We start from the raw sequence: 17104 nt of genomic DNA, 5'->3' as shown, positions 1-17104 counted from the left end.
CCATTCGTGCCGCTCCAGGCAAAGGATGTCGCACCTGTGACGGACTCAACCGTCTTCGCCAGCGGACCCGCGAACAGCCCTCCACACACCTGCCCTGCCCCAACATAGTCCGGTGGTTCCTCCTCGCCGCCACACCCGGCCACACCAACGCCGACAGCCACCACCACCCCGACAACGCACCAGACACCCCTCGTTCGAACCGTCCTCATACGCCTACCCCTCCTGCGCCCTTCACCGAATCGGGTCTCACGTCTGGGGATCATTACCCTGCTGCTGCGCACGGGCGTTCCCAACCCCGTACCCGATCAGCATCGAATCCCTCAGATCCTCACGGAATTTTTTGTCGGCATCAGAATCAGTCGTATTTCGATCCAAGAAATTCTCCATGGGCGACTCAGCCATGGACTCGCCACCCTTGTACACCTTGGTCTTCTCGTCCCGGGTGAGTTCCTCCATCTTTTCCTTGTGCTCATCCACAGAGTTGTCGGACAGATCCCCGATGAACTGGCCGACGACGTTTTCCACGAGTCCGCTGCCCGCATCAGTACCCAACCCGATGAGTGTCGCCGCCACCCCCGCCGCTGCGACCTCCGGAAGAAAAGCGACCCCTGCGGCAACACCCACACCGGCTCCGAACTGCATCCAGCCGGACCGTGCGTTCACGGCCTTCTCGTAATCCTCGTGCATCTTCACGTTCGTTGCCACGACCTGATCCGCACGGGACTGGTCGAGCATGCCCTGCACTTCTGCGCCCGTGCGCACCACCGCCCGTGCGTCCCCCTCGTGGATCCTGCCGTCCGGACCCACTTGATGCTCCAGCATGTTGGAGCTGTAGATCTGCTCGGCAGTGGAGACGGTCGCGTATGCGTCCGGGTGCTGGCCCAAGGTGGTAAGGAATTTACGTGTGATGTCTCTCGCATCTCTTCCTCCCACATCGGAGAAGTCGAGGCGGCCTTCCGAGGCACTTCCTGGCGCAAAGACACTCGATGAATCGTCCTTGGTCAGAGCCCAGTTGATGTCGTCGATGTACCCGGCTGCCATGACACCCAGACTGTCGGACATCGCCCCCTGCGTCTTGAGCAAGCCGGCATCCTCGCCGTACTTCTCCATAACGCTGCGCATGACCTTGGCGTTGTCCGCGTCCCGCGTGACGCCCTCGTGCGGGCTGTCGTACGGATAGCCGAGAGTCGCCGACTCCAGCGCATGTCCCAGCGCATCTGGCATATAGCCGAGCGAGCTCTCCATCTCCTTCGGGGTGTGTTCGTCGACGTCCCCGAAGTTCTGCCACTTCTCGTTGCCGAAGAAGTCGAGATAGTTCTCGATCTCCCTTCTGTCCTTGTCCTTGCCCAGGTCCGCCATGGCCCCCTTGTTGACTGTGCCGTCCTCGTTGTACGCGGTCGGTGTGTCGGCGAAGAAGTGCTTCGCTGCGTCCGGGCTGTGACCGAGAGCCTCCAGCATGGAGACGGTCGGGTCGAAACCGGAACCGTTCACCCCGGACGGATTGAAGGGGTTTTTGCCAGGGATGGTCACCATACTGTTTCCCCGGAACATGTCCGGGTTCTTCTGGTGCAGCTGCGCCACATGCTCGGCTATCGGGTTGAGGAACTTCGTGTCGTAGTTCCCGTACCGCATGATCCCACCGAGCAACTGGTAGCCGAACGGCCCGTTGTTGTCGTACTTGCTGAGCGGAATCTGTTCGGTGCCGAGCTTACGTAGCTGTGGCCCCCACTCGGCCGTGAAATTCTTGTCAAGCGAGGCAGTGGCCAGGTTGAGGCCGAGATTCTTCTGAAGGTCTTGAACGTCCTTCAGGCGCTGTTTGTCGACATCGGGATAATGGAACGTATCGGTCGAGAGCTGTCCGAAGAACGCGAGTGACTTCTCCGGTCCGAGCTTCTGATAGAAGTCCTTCGCGAACTCCTTCGACTTGCCGTTGTCGTGCAGCAGTTCATTGAGCGTCTGCAGCTCGGTGTGGGTGATGTCGCGACCCTTGGCAGCAAGTGCGGCGGCTCGGGCCGCCTCCTCCTGGTCCAGGTTCTTGTACTTCGGCGCCTTGAAGTCGTGGCCCTCGGTGACGTTGGCCTCAAGGGCGTTCCTGAAGGCAACATCGGTGTCGTTGCAGTTGTCGACGATGAGGTCGATCTTCTTCTGCCATGCCTCGATCGCCTTCTTCTGCTGGTCCAGCATTTCGAAGTAGTCGGGATCTCGGTTTGGCGAGATGCCGGATTCTTCCATCGGGTGCCGAGCCGTCACCTTGCCCTTGGCGTCGACATGGATTCCGGCCGCCGGCCCCTCGTCGTCGCGGATACGGATGAGTTCGTCCTTGGCCTTCTTGATGGCTGCATGAGCGTCTTCAAGAATCTGCTTGACGCCCTTGGCCTCGGCAGCGGCGTCCTTGAACTCATTGGCGGTCTTGGTGATGAACCCCCTGGTGACGCCCGCGTTGGCGCCCTCCCATTCCGCCTTGTCCGCCTTGACCTTCATGCCGTCCCGGGCATCCTCGGCCAGCCGGTCCAGAGCGGTGACCATCTTCGCCCAGTCGTCAGCCGCCGCCTTCAGCTTGCCCACGGGCGCGTCGACTATGTCCTCGAACTTCAGCATGCTCCTGCTCCCGCGTGCTACTTCAGATATTCGTTGAGCTTGGAGACAGAAAGCAGATCGCCAGCAATCTGCACATCATCTTTTGCATGGGCGGACTTGGTGTAGTTCAGATGGTTCGAAATCTGCGCACAGGCATCCAGGAGCGTCTTCAGGTGCGTGTTCCACCGGTCATGCACCTTCAGCAGCGCGGAGCCACTGTCGAAGTTGCCATTGGTGAGCGCAATCGCCGCCTCGAAGGTGGTGGGGCGGGCATGGTCTCCGTCTTTGGAGAGCCGAGTACGTAATTCGTACGCATCATGCCCAATAGCGCCCAAGTTGTCCTGGTTTACCGCCAGATCGGCGTTACCTGGGCCGTCATGACCACCCACGCCACTCTCGACGCCATTGAGTCGCATATTGACCCTTTGTGCCGATTCTGCGCGAAGAGTCGCCCATTCTGCATCAAACGTCACAAAAGCCCCCGTACTCATTCCTGGATGCCCCGAAGTCATCTGTACTGACGCTGACGCTAGCCGCTCAGCATCACCCGCCGCACGCCATGACGCACCCACTTTTCGACTGCAACTGGAGGCAGGGGGGATTAAGGGTCGGATGTCTGCTGCGCCTCAGCATCTCGGCTCACCCGCCAGAACCACCGACACCGACGTCCACGCCGGGGGCCCGGTTGCCTGTCGTTGCCCGAATCTGCCCTGCCGAAGCCGTGTGATTCGTACAGCGCCCGAGTCCGTACGAGGCCGACGTACGCGGCCGGTTCCGTCCCGCGGTTCCAGCGACGTCCAGCCCCTCCTACCGGCACACGGAAGCGATGACGTCAGCCCTGCCACCGCCCCATGGCCGCCGTGCGGATTTCCCAACGTGGTCCGTACGAACGCGGCGCTTCCGCCGGTACGCCCCCGACCCGACGCCCTGGCCGGCGCACGGCCCTGATCCGCGCGCCGCCCAACTCGTCGCGCCGCCCAACTCGTTGCGTTGCAAGACTCGTTTCGACGCCCGACCCGCATACGGCTGTCAACACCGCTGCATCAAATGACGGTTGACCGCCATGTGCAGATCCGACACGCCCAGCAGGCGTCAACTCCCGTCCGACGGCCCAGACTCACCTCGGCGCCCGGAACCTCCGCTTCCCCCGGGCGTCCGAGGAGTGCTCGTGATCAGACCTTCCGCAGGAGGAAGAGCTGCCCTGCTCGCCGCAGGGCTCGCCCTGGTGCTGCTCTCGGCAGGGCAGACCGCCGCCGCGCCGGACACCGCGTCCTTACCGGCCACCTTCACCGGGGCCCAGGGCGCGAGCACCACCGTCACCCTCATCACCGGTGACCGCGTCACCCTCACCGACCTCGGCGGCGGCCGGAAGACCGTCACCGTCGACCGGGCCGAGGGCGCCACGGGGGCCGTCCGCAACGAGACCGTGAACGGCAGGATCACCGTCATACCCGACGAGGCCCGTCCCTACCTGGAGGCGGGTGTACTCGACCGGCGGCTCTTCGACGTCACCGGCCTCGTCGAGCAGGGCATCACCGGCGATCTGCCGCTGATCGTGACGCACGGCAAGGGTGCCCGCGCCGCCGTCGCCCCGCGCGGCACCAAGACCGTCCGGACCCTGCCCAGCATCGGCGGCGCGGCCGTACGAGCCACCGAACCAGCCGCCTTCTGGCGCGAGTTCACCGACTCCGCCCGCCCCGGCGCCCGCTCGGCCGGTGCCATGAAGGTCTGGCTCGACGCCCGGGTCAAGGCCGCCATGGCCGACTCCAACGCCCAGATCGGCACCCCCAAGGCCTGGGAGGCCGGCCTGACCGGCAAGGGCGTCAAGGTCGCCGTACTCGACACCGGCGCCGACCTCTCCCACCCCGACCTCGACGGACGGGTCGCCGAGAGCCGGTCCTTCATCGAGGGCCAGGAGGTCGCCGACCGCAACGGTCACGGCACCCATGTCACCTCCACCGTCGGCGGCAGCGGCGCGGGCTCCGCGGGCAAGGAGCAGGGCGTCGCCCCCGCAGCCACTCTCGCCGTCGGCAAGGTCCTCAACGACCAGGGCACCGGCTCCGAGTCGCAGATCATCGCCGGCATGGAGTGGGCCGCCCGGGACATCGACGCGAAGATCGTCTCGATGAGCCTCGGCTCCAGCGAGGGCAGCGACGGCACCGACCCCATGGCTCAGGCGGTGAACACCCTCTCCGCCGAGACCGGCGCCCTCTTCGTCATCGCCGCCGGCAACTCCGGTGCCCCGGGCTCCATCGGCTCACCCGGCGCCGCCGACTCCGCGCTCACCGTCGGAGCCGTCGACTCCGCCGACCGCGCCGCCTACTTCTCCAGCCAGGGCCCCCGCTACGGCGACCAGGCCCTCAAGCCCGACATCTCCGCCCCCGGTGTCGACATTCTCGCCGCCCGCTCCCAACTCGTCGGCGGCAGCGGCCTCTACACCTCCAAGAGCGGTACGTCGATGGCGACCCCGCACGTCGCGGGCGTCGCCGCGCTCCTCGCCGAGCGGCACCCCGACTGGACCGGTGCCCAGCTCAAGAACGCCCTCATGTCCAGCTCCAAGACGCTCACCGCGTCCTCGTACGCCCTCGGCTCGGGCCGGGTCGACGTAGCTGCCGCGATCTCCGCGAACGTCACCGCCACCGGCTCCGCCGACCTGGGCTTCTACTCCTGGCCGTACGAGTCGAACAAGCCCGTGACGAAGACCGTCACGTACACCAACTCCTCCGACGCGCCCGTCGAGCTGAACCTGGCCGTCGAGGGCATGCCGGAGGGCACCGCCGCCGTCGCCGACACCACCCTCACCGTCCCGGCCCACGGCACCGCGCGGACCACCGTCACCGGCGACGGCGCCAAGGCCCCCGTCGGCACCAGCTCCGGCCGCATCACCGCCACCTCCGGCGGCACGCCCGTCGCGCACACCGCGCTCGGCCTGGTCAAGGAGGAGGAGCGTTACACCCTCACCGTCCATGTCAAGGACCGCGACGGCGCCCCCACCCCCGCCTGGCTCGGGGTGCAGCACCTGGTAGCGGACGAAGACCCGTTCCCGGCAGCCGTCGGCGAGTCCGGCACCGTCCAACTGCGCCTGAGGCCCGGCACGTACACCGTCGACACCTTCCTCGACGTCCGCGGCTCGCACGGCAAGGACTCCCTCGGCCTCGGCTTCCTCACCGATCCGGAGATCGTCCTCGACCGCGACCGCGAGATCACCCTCGACGGGCGCCGGCTGCGTGAGATACGCGCCGAGGTCGACAAGCGCACCGAGACCCGGCAGCTCCTGATGGAGTTCGACCGCAAGGCTGACGGGGCCTCCTACGGCGGCGCCGTCCAGGTCCCGCCGAAGTACGACTCGGTCTTCGCCGCGCCCACCACCAAGCCCGCCACCGGCACCTTCGAGTACCGGACGGTCTGGCGGCTCGGCAAGCCGATGGTCGAGGTCACCGCGGGCGGCGTCCGGCTCTCCGACGTCACCCCGCAGCGCGGCGCCGCCTTCCTCGACGGCCGTCACCGTCTCGGCGTCGTCGACGCGGGCACTGGCACCGCCGCGGAGTACGCCGGCAAGGACGTCACCGGCAAGGCGGTCCTGGTCCGCCGTACCGAGGGCGCCGACCCCACCCAGCTCGCCCAGACCGCCCAGGACGCGGGCGCCGAGGTCCTGTTCGTCACCGACGACCAGCCCGGCCGGCTGATGGCGTGGTTCGGCACCGCCGACCACGAGGACCGGCCGCTCGCCGTCGCCACGGTGAACGCGGCCGACGCCGCAAGGATCGCGGCCGCCGCAGCCCGCGGGACGGCACTCGACCTGACGGGAACCCGCTTCACCCCATACACCTACGACCTCTCCGAGGGGCACCCCGGCGCCATCGGCACGGACCTGGTCTTCCGGCCCGGCAAGCACGAACTCGCCACGATCCACTCGAAGTACCACATGCCGACGGCCAAGAAGGAGATGGGCGGCGAGTTCCGCTACTCGATCACCGACACCTTCCGGTACGGCTTCGGCTTCCAGGAGTGGATCGTCTTCCCGACCGAGCGCACCGAGTACGTCTCCACCGGCACCGGCCAGCGCTGGCACGAGTCCGTCGCCCTGCTGAACTCGCTCGAGGAGCGCAGCGGCACCCCGTCCTACCGCGGCGGCAGCAAGGTCGAGCTGGAGTGGTTCAAGCCGGTCTGGCACCCGTGGCTCGGTACCGGCCTCGGATGGGGTCAGCAGCGCGCCGGCGACGAACTGCGGTTCAACACGCCCGGCTGGGGGGACTCCGGACCGGACCACACCGGCTTCGGCGACGTGTGGAACGACTCGACGACGAGCCAGTACACCGAGGTGTACGTCAACGGCGAGCGGGTCGACCGCAGGAAGAGCTCCGGCGCCTACGCCCGGAAGGCCCCCGCGCAGGAGGCCACCTACAAGGTCGTCACCGACACCGCGCTCGACCCGGCCCGCTGGCGTCTCTCCACCAAGGGTCACTCCGAGTGGACCTTCCGCTCCAAGGAGACCCCGGCCGACCGGTACACCTACCTGCCGCTGATCAACCTCGGCTTCGACCTCGACACCGACCTCGTCGGCGACGTCCGGGGCGGCAGCCAGGTGCCCGTACGGATCTACGCCGAGTACGTCAAGGGCGCGGCGGACACCGGTGTCCTCGGCGGCGGCTCCCTGGAGGTCTCCTACGACGAGGGGGCGACCTGGACGAACGTCGCGCTGCACTCGTCGCGCGGCGCCTCCTGGAACGGTGAGCTGCGCGTCCCGAGCGGCGCGAAGTTCGTCTCGCTGCGGGCGGGCGCGAGCGACGACCGGGGCGGCTCGGTGAAGCAGGAGCTCATCCGCGCGGTGGGCGTGCGCTGACCACACCGCATACGACGCGCAGTTCGACCAGGTCTCGGGGCACGGCCGGAACTGTCGGGCCGTTCCCGGGACCTGGTCCGCCGACCCTCCGGCGTCGTGCACGGACATGGCCGACCGGGTCCCCGCCGGACTCTGCGGACTTCCCGTAGAGCAGATCGAACTGGACACGGATCTCTTCGTGATTCGCGCGCGGCGCGGGCAGTCGCCTTCTCCCGTACGGTCCGGAGATCAGTAGGCGATCGTCGTCTCTTCCTTGAGCGCTTCCTTCACCATCTCCCGCAGGTGCGTCTCGTCCTCCTTGCTGAGCGAGGTCTGCACAAGCTGACCGCCGAACTTGACGATCTCGGGGATGACCTTGTCGCGGGCGGACTTCCTGACGAGCACGAAAACGGCGGCGGCGCCGGGCCGGAGATTGGCGCTCAGCTCCTTCATGAAGTCGTCGTTGACACCGGTGTCGACGACGGACCCACCGGCGGCGCCGGCCGCGGCGCCCACCGCGGCCCCGAGGAACGGCACGAGGAAGAGCAGCCCGATGACGCTCCCCCACAGCGCACCACCCACGGCACCGTTACCCACGTGGTTGACGGCCTGATGCAGCTTGATCTTGCCGTCCTTCTCACGCCGTTCCACGACGACGACGTCCTCCAGCTCGACGAGGTGCTCGCGGTTCATGGACAGCAGCTTGTCCCGGACCCGGTCGGCGGTGGCGAGATCGTCGTAGGCGATGACGAACAGATTGCTCATGCGGCTGACTCCTCCTCATGGTGCGTTACCGCATCAACCATAGAGGAACTGCTATTAAATAAGACATTAGGTCCGAATGTATCGGCCCTCCAGCCGCTTCAGCTCTCCGCCGCTCCCGCCACCCGCGCCCGGCCGAGTTCCGCGAGGACCGCGTCGACCGTCTGCTCCACGGTCTGCCCGGTCGTGTCCAGCCAGAGCCCGATCGGCGGCGTCTCCTCCCGCAGCACCCGGTCCAGCGACTCGACCGTCCACCCGGCCCCGTAACCGCTCTTGCCCCGCCCGGCCTCCCGCTCGGCAACGACTCGCGGCTCGGGGGCGAGCACGACGACGTACAGCGGTCGGGTCCGTACGAGATCGATGTACGCGGCCAGCTCCTCCCCCAGCACCACGTCCTGCACCACGGCGGTCCAGCCCTCGTCCGCGTACACATCGGCCGTCATCGCGGACAGGCGGTACCGGAGCCGGAGTTGGGCCGCAGCCTCCTCGTACGCCCCCGGCACCATCTCGGCCCGCCCGGACACCACCATCCGCCGGAAGACATCCCCCCGCACATGGACAGCGCGCGGCAGCCGCTCGGCAAGCGCCTGGGCGACGGTGGACTTACCGGAGGCCATCACACCGGTGATGAGGATGACGGCGGGGCCGGGATCAGCAGCTTGCGACACGCTCGCGCTCAGCCCGCTACGGCGCCGGCCAGGAAGGCGGTCCAGGCAGCGGGGGCGACGGTGAAGGTGGGGCCGTCGGTGACCTTGGAGTCGCGGACGTGGACGGTGTGGGGGCAAGTGGCGACCTCGACGCAGGCCTCACCCTCGTTGTTGCTGTAGCTGGACTTGCGCCAGTCGTAGGCGACTTCGACGCAGGCGCCGCCCTCGTTGTTGCTGTAGCTGGACTTGAACCAGAAGAGCTCGGGCCCGGTGGTCACAGTTGCCTCGCCTTCGTTTCGATGATCTCCGCCGACTTCCAGGGGTTGAGCGCCTGGGCCCGCAGGATGCCGAAGAGGTCGAACATGTCACCCACCTGCTCCGGCCTGGAGATCAACCTATCGCCGCCCTGGCTCTCCGCGAAGACCAGATTGCGGCCTTCCGCCGTACACATCAACTGCATCGGTCCGTTCAACCCCGCGTGCGTGTGCTGATCCGAGGGCATCACCTGCACGGTGAGGTGGTTCATCCGCCGCATGCACTCAAGCAGATGCAGCAACTGTTCCTTCAGCACCTCCGCACCACCGAGCGTCCGGCTCAGGATCGACTCCTCGATGACGAACCCGACGTACGGCGGAGGCGTGCGCATCAGCACCGCCTGCCGTTCCAGTCGCGCACCGACATGCCGGACGATCTCGTCCTCCGTATACGCGGGTTTGCGAGCCCGGTACAGCGCGTACGCGTACGCCTCCGTCTGTAGCAGCCCCGGGAACAGCATCGTCTCGTAGGCACTGATGACCCGCGCCTGCCGTTCCAGCCGCGCCCAGTCCAGGAACTTCGCCGGATACTTCTCCTCGTCGACCAGCTCGATGCACGCCTTCAGCGCACCCCCGGCCACAAGGACCCGGTCCGCGTCGGCCAGCAGTTCCAGCGTCGGAATGCGCTCTGCCCGCTCGACCGCCCCCATCAGCGATTCCGAGATCAACAACTTGTCCGCAGCGTCCTTCTGCGTGAGCCCGGCCCGCACCCGATGGATACGGATCAGTTCGCCCACGAGCCGCCGCACCTGCGACGGCTCACCACTCGTCCCCACAGCCACCACCACCCTCACCACATCCCGTCGATGTGGACCGCGTCCTCCTGGTCACGCTATGCGTCCACCTGGATGCTTGGGGTCATGACGAGCAAGAAACTCCCCGAATGGGTACCCGCCGCCGGGCTCCAACTCCACCTGGCCGGAATCCACTTCGACGCCATCCGCCTACGAGGCGTTCGGGGCGAGGCAGTGCTTCAGCACCTCGGGACGCTCACCGAAGGCGAACCGGGCCCGGTCGTAAGGGAGATCGCGGGCGCCCGGTGGACGTACTTCCTGATCCCGCCCGGGTCGAGCAAGGAGTACGACTGGCCACCAGGCACCAGGTGCTTCGGGCCGGCTGCCTGTGACCAGTACGTGGGAATCCCCGCACCGGACGGCAACACGTACCCGCTGAGCTGGCGGTGCGGGGCACCGGAAGAGGGTGAGTTCGTGGACGTGGAGCTGCTGTACGGGCTGGTGATGGCGCAACTGGCCCCGGAGGAGGCGTGAGGCGGACGGCGCCGCCTTCATCTGCTCGGCCTTCGACCCTCCCGGCCACGTTCGCCACCGGTCCCGCACGCCGCGAGTGCCGACGCCCGAAGCACACATCGCGGAAGCCGTACCGGCCTCACCGCGCACGTCATCCCGGCACCACGGTCTGGTCCGTGGACGCAGCCTGCTCGTCGTGCCGGCGAGGCATCCGCGGACGAGCTCAGCCTCTGGCCCCGGTCGCCGTCATCCGCAGGAAGTGGTCGGCGTCCTCGGGCTCGGCCAGATTGCCGAGCTCCAGCCAGGAGCCGTCCGCGAAGCGGATACGGAACGTGGCGAAGCCTCGCGGCTGCCCCGCCTCCGCCTCAATGCGCGCCTCGTCGGCCCTGAATTCCGCCACGATCCCGAAGTCGTTGGCCTTGGTCGCCGCAAGACGGCGGCGCGGCGAGGCCGCGACAAAGATACGGTCCCGGTCCAACAGGATCAGCCGTCGTGGACTGGGCGACTGCGAGAACCAGCGCAGCACCAGCTGACCTGCCGCCAGGTTCCAGTCCCCGTCGAAGACACCGTCCCCGGGCCCGCGGTCTCTGGTCGGCGTCTCACTTCTCCGGCCGGGCTCACTGCGCCGCGCCCGCCCCTGGAGCATCCTGTCGATCCGCTTCCCGAGCACGTCGATCAGATAGACCGGGATGATGACGACACAGAACACCACCGCGCCCACGTACAGCAGCCAGTGGTGACGCCCTTTCAGCCGCCCCTTGCCGGCTGCACGGTGTACGTCCTTCGGTGGCTTCGGTATCGCCCGGGGAATGCTGCACCACACCAGAGCCGACGGTTCAGCACCCAGGACCTTCTTGGCCCTCTGGTGCACCTTGCGCTTAGCCATGCCTTGATCGTAGGGGCGCGGCCCGGACACGCCGAGGCTGCGGCCGGCAGCAGCGATGCGGCCTGTTCGACGGGCAGGACACGAGGTGTCCTGAGTGCGTCGCGATGGCCGCGTCATCACCTGTCCCACTGGTCTCACTGAACCCGCTGGTCTCGCACGACTCGGTCTCGGTGGCCACGTTCGCGTGTTCCGTGGCGTTCCTGGTATTCGGTCAGATCGTCCGGCTCACCGCCCCACCGGCCATCCCAGTTCTCATGCTCCCAACAAGGGGCGCAGTTGTAGCCCTTGGGATTGTGTCCGGAGGAACTGAGTAGGCTGCCGTTGTTCTGATGACGTCCGGGGGGATTTCCGCTACATGCAGCAGCCGCGTCGAACCTTCGCACGGCAGATCGGCCCCTACACCGTCATCACGAGGCTGGATCCAACCGGCCCCGGCGCGATGCCCGTCCCCGAACACCGTTTCATCGCGCGCAGCGCGGACGGCGACCGGACGTCCGTAGTGAGCGTCCCGTTGGACGAAGCTGCTTCCGCCCGATTCCTCATTGAGGCTCAGGTCGCCCGGTGCCATCTCGGCCCCTGGTTCGCCCCCGTCACCGAGTACGCAGATCCCGGCATGCCCGCGTGGTGCGCGCACCCGTACGAGCCCGCCGTCCCGCTCTCGACGGCCCTGGCCGTCCACGGTGGTCCGTTGCCGGACGAGACGCTACGGGCCCTCGGCCTCTGCCTGGCAGAGACGCTGGCCACCACCCATGCCTCCGGGCTGGCCTACGCCGGGGTGTCCCCCGCCGCCGTACTGCTGGCTGGGAACGGACCACGACTCACCTGCTTCGGTGCGGTACGGACCGCCGCCGAGGACGGACAGACACGCTCGGGGCTCCCTGGCCTCGAACCCGGCAGTCTGCCCCCGGAGCAGGCCACTGGTGGACGCCCGCGTCCTCCCGGTGATGTTTACGCACTGGGCGCGGTCCTCGCGTACGCGGCCACCGGGCACACGGTTCCCGACCGCGAGGAGCTTCCCTCCCTGTTCCGCTCCCTCGTACCTGCGTGCCTGGCCCGCGACCCGGCCGCCCGCCCGCGCGCCATCGACGTCCTGCAGGCGTTGGCCCCTTCCACGTCCGGCACAGCTCCTTCCCCCACCGTCATCGATCCAGGATCGAGAGAGATCCCCCTCCCTGGTCGTGTGATCGCTGCCCTCGCTCGCCAGTCTGCGGAAATCCTCGCCGCGGACCTCCCCCTGTCCCTCGGAAGCTGACCGTGCTCAAGCCCCTCCTCCACGACGATCCACACCGCATCGGTTCCTACCGGCTGGCAGCCCGGCTCGGCAGCGGCGGTATGGGCACGGTCTATCTGGCACGCTCGCCGGGCGGTCGCACGGTGGCGCTCAAGACCGTCCACGCGCACATCGCCGCTGACGCCACCTTCCGTACCCGCTTCCATCTCGAAGTGGACGCCGCCCGCGTCATCGGAGGTCTGCACGGCGCCCGGGTGTTCGATGCGGACCCGCTTGCCGAAACACCCTGGTTGGCCACGGAGTACGTCCTCGGCCCGCCCTTGGACGAGGCGGTCTCCCGTTGCGGTCCGCTTCCGGAGGCTGCGGTGCGTGCGGTAGGAGCGGCTCTGTGCGGCGCGCTCGGTCAGCTGCACAGCTCGGAGGTGGTGCATCGTGACCTGAAGCCGTCCAACGTCATGCTCAGCGCCTACGGCCCGAAGGTCATCGACTTCGGTATCGCCCGAGCGATCGGCGACGACCGCCTCACCCGCGTGGGAGCAGCCGCCGGCACACCCGCCTTCATGTCCCCGGAACAGGCGACCGACCAGGAACACACGTCGGCCGGTGACGTCTTCGCACTAGCCGGTGTCCTCGCCTTCGCCGCCACGGGCCACGGCCCCTTCGGCGGCGGGCAGGCGGCCGATCTGCTCTACCGGGTCCGTTACGCAGACCCGGACCTGACCGGCGTACCGACAGCGCTGGCCCCGCTCCTCGCCCGGTGCCTCACGAAGGACCCGTCCCTGCGCCCGACCACGCAGGAGCTGGCCGCCGCACTCCACGACGGACACGGCCAGTTCGCGGATCACCTGCCCCACGCCTTCCTTGCGGAGATCGCCCGTCGCGCGGCGGAGGTCTGGCAGTTCAGGCCCGAGCGCCTTCCGGCGGCACCGAAGGAACCCGCCACGGGTCAGGGCGTGACGGCGTCTCCGCGTACCGGCACGTCCCGCCGCAGGCTCTTGTTCCTTTCGGGGGCGGCGGGGCTGGCTCTCACGGGCGCGGGGCTGTGGCTGCGGGCGGGTGGGTCCGGAGAGAAGCCGGAGACCGCTGCGGGCGGTGCGGCTACGCCGTCCGGGGCGGCGACACGGCCCGCGGCCCGGTCATCGGCCCGTGCGGTGGAGGGGCCGTGGCGCGTTCTGTGGACAAACGATTCGTCCACGGCCGACAGCGTGATACCACCCGCATGCACAGACCAGGTGATCACTCTGCGCGACCAATCCAGACTGCGCGGCCTGGACCCGGCCGACGGTCGGGACCTCTGGGCGTACGGTCCGATGTGGTTCGACTCCGAGGTCATCACGGACGGCATCCGGCTCTACTGGATCGTCGGTGAATCAAAGGAGGAACGCTCCGTCGTCACCCTCGATCCGGCCACCGGCCGGCCCGCCCGTTCCCTCGCCCCGCTGACCGACTTCGACGTGCCGGCCGAAACAGGCGGCGCCCATTTGCTCCACGCGTCCGCCGGAACCCTCTACCTAGCGGCCTCGGACGAGGCATCGGATGTGTACCACTGGAAGTTGCAAGCCATGGACACCACCTCGGGGAAGGTACGCTGGCGCGCGCCCCTCAAGAGGGCGAGGGCAGGACGCCACTACTCCAAGGCCTACGCCAAGGCTGTCGGACACCGGCTCATCGTGGGGCAGATGCTGGACGACCTCGTACTCAGCGCGTACGACACCCGTTCGGGCACGTTGCTGTGGCGGCGGACCCTGCCGACCAGGTCCGGCAGCAGCCCCTCCCCCGTGAACACCGGCGATCAACTCGCCACCGACGACACCCATCTGTACATCGGAGCAGCCTCGCTTCAGGCCATCAACCTGTCCGACGGCACGGTGGCGTGGGAGTTCGGCCGTAACCACGGGGCGCCCTCGGACGGCGGAGACGGCTACGGGCCACCTGCGGCACAGGGCGGTCTCGTGTACGTGGCCGAGGGGGACCGCGCAATCGTCGCGGTGGACGCGGAACGCGGTGCGCTCTTCTGGGAGGCGCCGGCTCCGCCCAACATCGGCCCTGCCACGGACTCACCCCCTGTCCTCGGCCGCACCCATCTCTACTACGAGGCCGGTATCGGGCTGGGCGCGGTCGACCTGAGCACACAGAAGTACGCGCAGACGATGGATACGAAGATCCGCAACTTCGTGTACATGGCAGACAAGAACAGGCTCGTCGGTGTCGGCCTCAACACGGTGGAGGCCCTGCGCCTCGACTGATGACACCGGACCACCCCGCCCTAACAACGCTTCCTCCGGCCCGCACGGTCACGACGGCCGCCTCGTGAGAAGGACCTTTCTCCCATGAAACCGCTCGGCACTGGAGACCCGCTCCGGCTCGGCCCCTACCGTCTGTTCGGTGTGCTCGGCGAGGGCGGGATGGGCAAGGTCTACTTCGGGCAGGACGGCAACGGCCGCCGCGCCGCGGTGAAATCGCTCCGGCCCGAGCTGTCGCACGACCAGCAGCTCGCGCAGCGCTTCGTCCGCGAGGCGCAGACCGCGCGATCCGTCACCGGCGAGGGTGTGGCCCGGGTGCTGGACGCGCAGGTCGAGGGCGGGCGCCCATGGATCGCCAGTGAGTTCCTGGCCGGCCCCAACCTGGAGGAGGCAGTCGCCTCCCATGGCCCGCTCGACGGCACGACCGTGTACGTCCTGGCCTCGGCCCTGGCCCGCGCCCTGCACGACATCCATGCCGCCGGTCTCGTGCACCGCGACCTCAAGCCGGCGAACATCGTGCTGACTTCGGACGGACCCCGCGTCATCGACTTCGGCATCGCGCGCCCGGAACACGGTCTCACCCTGACGACCACGGGGCAGATTCCCGTCACACCCGGATACGGTGCGCCCGAGCAGGTGCTCGGCCACCGGGTGGGCCCGGCCGCCGATGTCTTCTCCCTGGGTGCTGTGCTGGTGTACGCCGCAAGCGGCCAACGCGCCTTCACGGGCGAGCATGTCGCAGCCGTCCAGTACGAAGTCGTACACGGCGCCGCCCAGTTGTCACACATCCCCGAGCCACTGCACGCCCTCATCGCTCCCTGCCTCGCCAAGGAGCCCGGACTCCGTCCCGGACCGGAACGGATCGCCCAGGCGCTCACGCCCCCACGCCGAGCGAAGAAGGTCTGGCGACAGGGCGGCCTGGCGCCCCTGATCGGGCGGTACGAGAGTGAGGCCGGCCGCCTGCTTCCCGCCACCCGGCCCGAACCGATGAGTCGCACCCGCCGCAAGCTCCTGACAACGCTCGCCGCCGGAGGAGCCGTACTCGCCGTCGGTGGCGGCACGGCCGCGTGGCGGCTCAAGGACGATTGAGCCGCATGCGGCGCCGGTCGGCCAGCAGCAACGGGCCTGTGACGCCGACGCAAAGCACCCCGAACGCGCACACCGCGAGCGCGGCCCAGAAGGGCCCGCTGTGCCCTCCGTCCATAGCGGCTGCCACAGCATCGGCGCCCGCCTTGTCGGGCTCCTTCTTCGTGGGCGACGGCCCTGACGGAGTGGGCGACGCCGTGCGATAGTCGGGGATGGGATCCCGGTCCGCCGGGCCCGGCTCGCCCGGCGTCTCCAACGCGATCCGGGGGCGGACAGCGCCGAAACCGATGTAGTCGTTGCGCATCGCCCCGCTGGTGGGGCCACCGGCCGTGTTCACCAGCACGCGCACGACCTGTTCGGCCGTCCACTCGGGGTGTTTCGCCCAGATCAGGGCGGCGGACGCGGAAGCGAGGGCGGTGGCCACAGCCGTGCCTCGGTTCCTGCACAGCCCTGCCCGGTCGGCACAAGCGCTGATCACGTCCTCGCCGGGGGCGCTGAAATCCACCGTGATCCCGATGCCAGCCTTCTTGATCGCCTTCACGTTCTTGTCGATACCGGTGACGCCGACGACTCCGATGTCCGCGGCCGGGTACTTCACCGGCGGCTCGTCCGTCGAGGAGTCACCGACCGCCGCAAAGATCAGTTTCCCTTTGCTCCGGGCGTACTCCACGGCTTCCCGCACCGACGCGTCGGCCTTGGTGACGCCGAACGACACGCTGATGATCTTCGCCTCGGAATCTGCCGCATACCGGATCGCCGGGGCCATGCCCCTGCTGACAGCCCTATCACGTTCAGCAGTGCTACCGGCCCCCTGACCGTCCGGTATCACCAGGGGAAGAACCTTGGCTCCGGGAGCGAGTCCAAAAGCGCCCTCCCCGCCGTCGGCCCGTTTCCCGGTGCCGACGATCAGGGCGGCCGTCGTCGTACCGTGTTCGTTCTGCTCCTCGGCCTCGGCCCGTGCGAAGTTCTTGCCCGGCAGCAACTGACCGGCAAGTTCGGGAACCTCACGCACCCGGGTGTCGACGAGGCCGACCGTGACACCCTCCCCCGTGCTGGTCCGCCACATCTCCTTGGCCTTCATAGCATCGAGGTGCCACTGCTGGGAGAAGACGGTGTCCGCTTGCGCGGGTGCGGCCACGCCGCCGACCATCAACAGCGCCAACACGGCTGGCATACCCGCTCGATGACGCCTTGGTCGCCTGCCCCTGCTGCGCATACACCGCCCCTCCCTCGGTTTCGCTCCCAACTCTTTCAGAAACCCCTCGCGCTCTTGCACGTCAGCCCCCTGC

General features: G+C 68.1%; 12 protein-coding genes and 1 pseudogene. 5 read left to right on the top strand and 8 right to left on the bottom strand.

Translation table 11 applies throughout. From position 1 onward, the window contains the following. Window positions 1-246: 246 nt before the first annotated feature. Together ACIQCZ_RS07025 and ACIQCZ_RS07020 are read right to left on the bottom strand one after the other, a co-directional pair. Window positions 247-2598, bottom strand: a complete 2352-nt coding sequence (locus tag ACIQCZ_RS07025; protein WP_402280371.1) for a hypothetical protein — start codon at window positions 2596-2598, stop codon at window positions 247-249. 17 nt (window positions 2599-2615) lie between these two features. Continuing rightward, the gene (locus ACIQCZ_RS07020) at window positions 2616-3050 is read right to left on the bottom strand and encodes a hypothetical protein (RefSeq protein ID WP_402280369.1); all 435 of its coding nucleotides are present in this window, start codon (window positions 3048-3050) and stop codon (window positions 2616-2618) included. A 695-nt stretch (window positions 3051-3745) separates the two neighbouring features. Between ACIQCZ_RS07020 and ACIQCZ_RS07015 the strand changes: the two genes are divergently transcribed. Continuing rightward, on the top strand, window positions 3746-7420 hold the full coding sequence (locus ACIQCZ_RS07015; protein WP_402280367.1) for a S8 family serine peptidase: 3675 nt from the start codon (window positions 3746-3748) through the stop codon (window positions 7418-7420). A 228-nt stretch (window positions 7421-7648) separates the two neighbouring features. On the opposite strand, the gene ACIQCZ_RS07010 is transcribed toward ACIQCZ_RS07015, so the two are convergent. The 4 genes from ACIQCZ_RS07010 to ACIQCZ_RS06995 form a co-directional block, all read right to left on the bottom strand. Next, window positions 7649-8164 (bottom strand): DUF1269 domain-containing protein, encoded by a 516-nt coding sequence (locus ACIQCZ_RS07010; RefSeq protein ID WP_402280366.1) that lies wholly within the window; start codon window positions 8162-8164, stop codon window positions 7649-7651. Window positions 8165-8262: 98 nt separating this feature from the next. After that, on the bottom strand, window positions 8263-8829 hold the full coding sequence (locus ACIQCZ_RS07005) for an AAA family ATPase (protein WP_402280364.1): 567 nt from the start codon (window positions 8827-8829) through the stop codon (window positions 8263-8265). Window positions 8830-8837: 8 nt separating this feature from the next. Next, window positions 8838-9086 carry a DUF397 domain-containing protein gene (locus ACIQCZ_RS07000; RefSeq protein WP_402280362.1) on the bottom strand — a complete coding sequence of 83 codons (249 nt, stop codon included), beginning with the start codon at window positions 9084-9086 and terminating at the stop codon, window positions 8838-8840. Continuing rightward, window positions 9083-9904, bottom strand: coding sequence for a Scr1 family TA system antitoxin-like transcriptional regulator (locus ACIQCZ_RS06995; protein ID WP_402280360.1), 822 nt, complete (start codon window positions 9902-9904; stop codon window positions 9083-9085). Before ACIQCZ_RS06995 ends, ACIQCZ_RS07000 begins: the two co-directional genes overlap by 4 nt. Before the next feature lie 78 nt (window positions 9905-9982). Between ACIQCZ_RS06995 and ACIQCZ_RS06990 the strand changes: the two genes are divergently transcribed. Then, a complete protein-coding gene (locus ACIQCZ_RS06990) occupies window positions 9983-10390 on the top strand; it encodes a hypothetical protein (RefSeq protein WP_376289166.1) in 408 nt (135 codons plus the stop codon). Window positions 10391-10592: 202 nt separating this feature from the next. Here ACIQCZ_RS06990 and ACIQCZ_RS06985 read toward each other — a convergent pair whose 3' ends face one another. Continuing rightward, a complete protein-coding gene (locus tag ACIQCZ_RS06985; RefSeq protein WP_402280358.1) occupies window positions 10593-11255 on the bottom strand; it encodes a hypothetical protein in 663 nt (220 codons plus the stop codon). A 355-nt stretch (window positions 11256-11610) separates the two neighbouring features. Here ACIQCZ_RS06985 and ACIQCZ_RS06980 point away from each other — a divergent pair, with 355 nt between their 5' ends. The 3 genes and pseudogenes from ACIQCZ_RS06980 to ACIQCZ_RS06970 form a co-directional block, all read left to right on the top strand. Further along, on the top strand, window positions 11611-12507 hold the full coding sequence (locus tag ACIQCZ_RS06980; protein ID WP_402280357.1) for a serine/threonine protein kinase: 897 nt from the start codon (window positions 11611-11613) through the stop codon (window positions 12505-12507). Between the two features lie 2 nt (window positions 12508-12509). Continuing rightward, window positions 12510-14732, top strand: a complete 2223-nt coding sequence (locus ACIQCZ_RS06975; RefSeq protein WP_402280355.1) for a PQQ-binding-like beta-propeller repeat protein — start codon at window positions 12510-12512, stop codon at window positions 14730-14732. Window positions 14733-14816: 84 nt separating this feature from the next. Beyond that, window positions 14817-15800: pseudogene (locus ACIQCZ_RS06970) on the top strand (serine/threonine-protein kinase); the annotation flags it as partial. 4 nt (window positions 15801-15804) lie between these two features. Here the strand turns inward: ACIQCZ_RS06970 and ACIQCZ_RS06965 are convergent. Continuing rightward, complete coding sequence (locus ACIQCZ_RS06965; protein ID WP_402280353.1) at window positions 15805-16989, bottom strand: S8 family serine peptidase; 1185 nt, start codon at window positions 16987-16989, stop codon at window positions 15805-15807. Between the last annotated feature and the right edge of the window lie 115 nt (window positions 16990-17104).

Source organism: Streptomyces sp. NPDC093149 (assembly GCF_044754145.1).
Taxonomy (GTDB): Bacteria; Actinomycetota; Actinomycetes; order Streptomycetales; family Streptomycetaceae; genus Streptomyces.
Note: the sequence above shows the minus strand (reverse complement) of the source record. Positions and strands in the feature narration are given on the sequence as shown.

Bases quoted from the DNA above. Each gene is read 5' to 3' on its own strand.
- ACIQCZ_RS06965 (WP_402280353.1), bottom strand. From the start codon at position 16,989: ATGCCAGCCGTGTTGGCGCTGTTGATGGTCGGCGGCGTGGCCGCACCC.
- ACIQCZ_RS07010 (WP_402280366.1), bottom strand. From the start codon at position 8,164: ATGAGCAATCTGTTCGTCATCGCCTACGACGATCTCGCCACCGCCGAC.
- ACIQCZ_RS06990 (WP_376289166.1), top strand. From the start codon at position 9,983: ATGACGAGCAAGAAACTCCCCGAATGGGTACCCGCCGCCGGGCTCCAA.
- ACIQCZ_RS06980 (WP_402280357.1), top strand. From the start codon at position 11,611: ATGCAGCAGCCGCGTCGAACCTTCGCACGGCAGATCGGCCCCTACACC.
- ACIQCZ_RS06985 (WP_402280358.1), bottom strand. From the start codon at position 11,255: ATGGCTAAGCGCAAGGTGCACCAGAGGGCCAAGAAGGTCCTGGGTGCT.
- ACIQCZ_RS07025 (WP_402280371.1), bottom strand. From the start codon at position 2,598: ATGCTGAAGTTCGAGGACATAGTCGACGCGCCCGTGGGCAAGCTGAAG.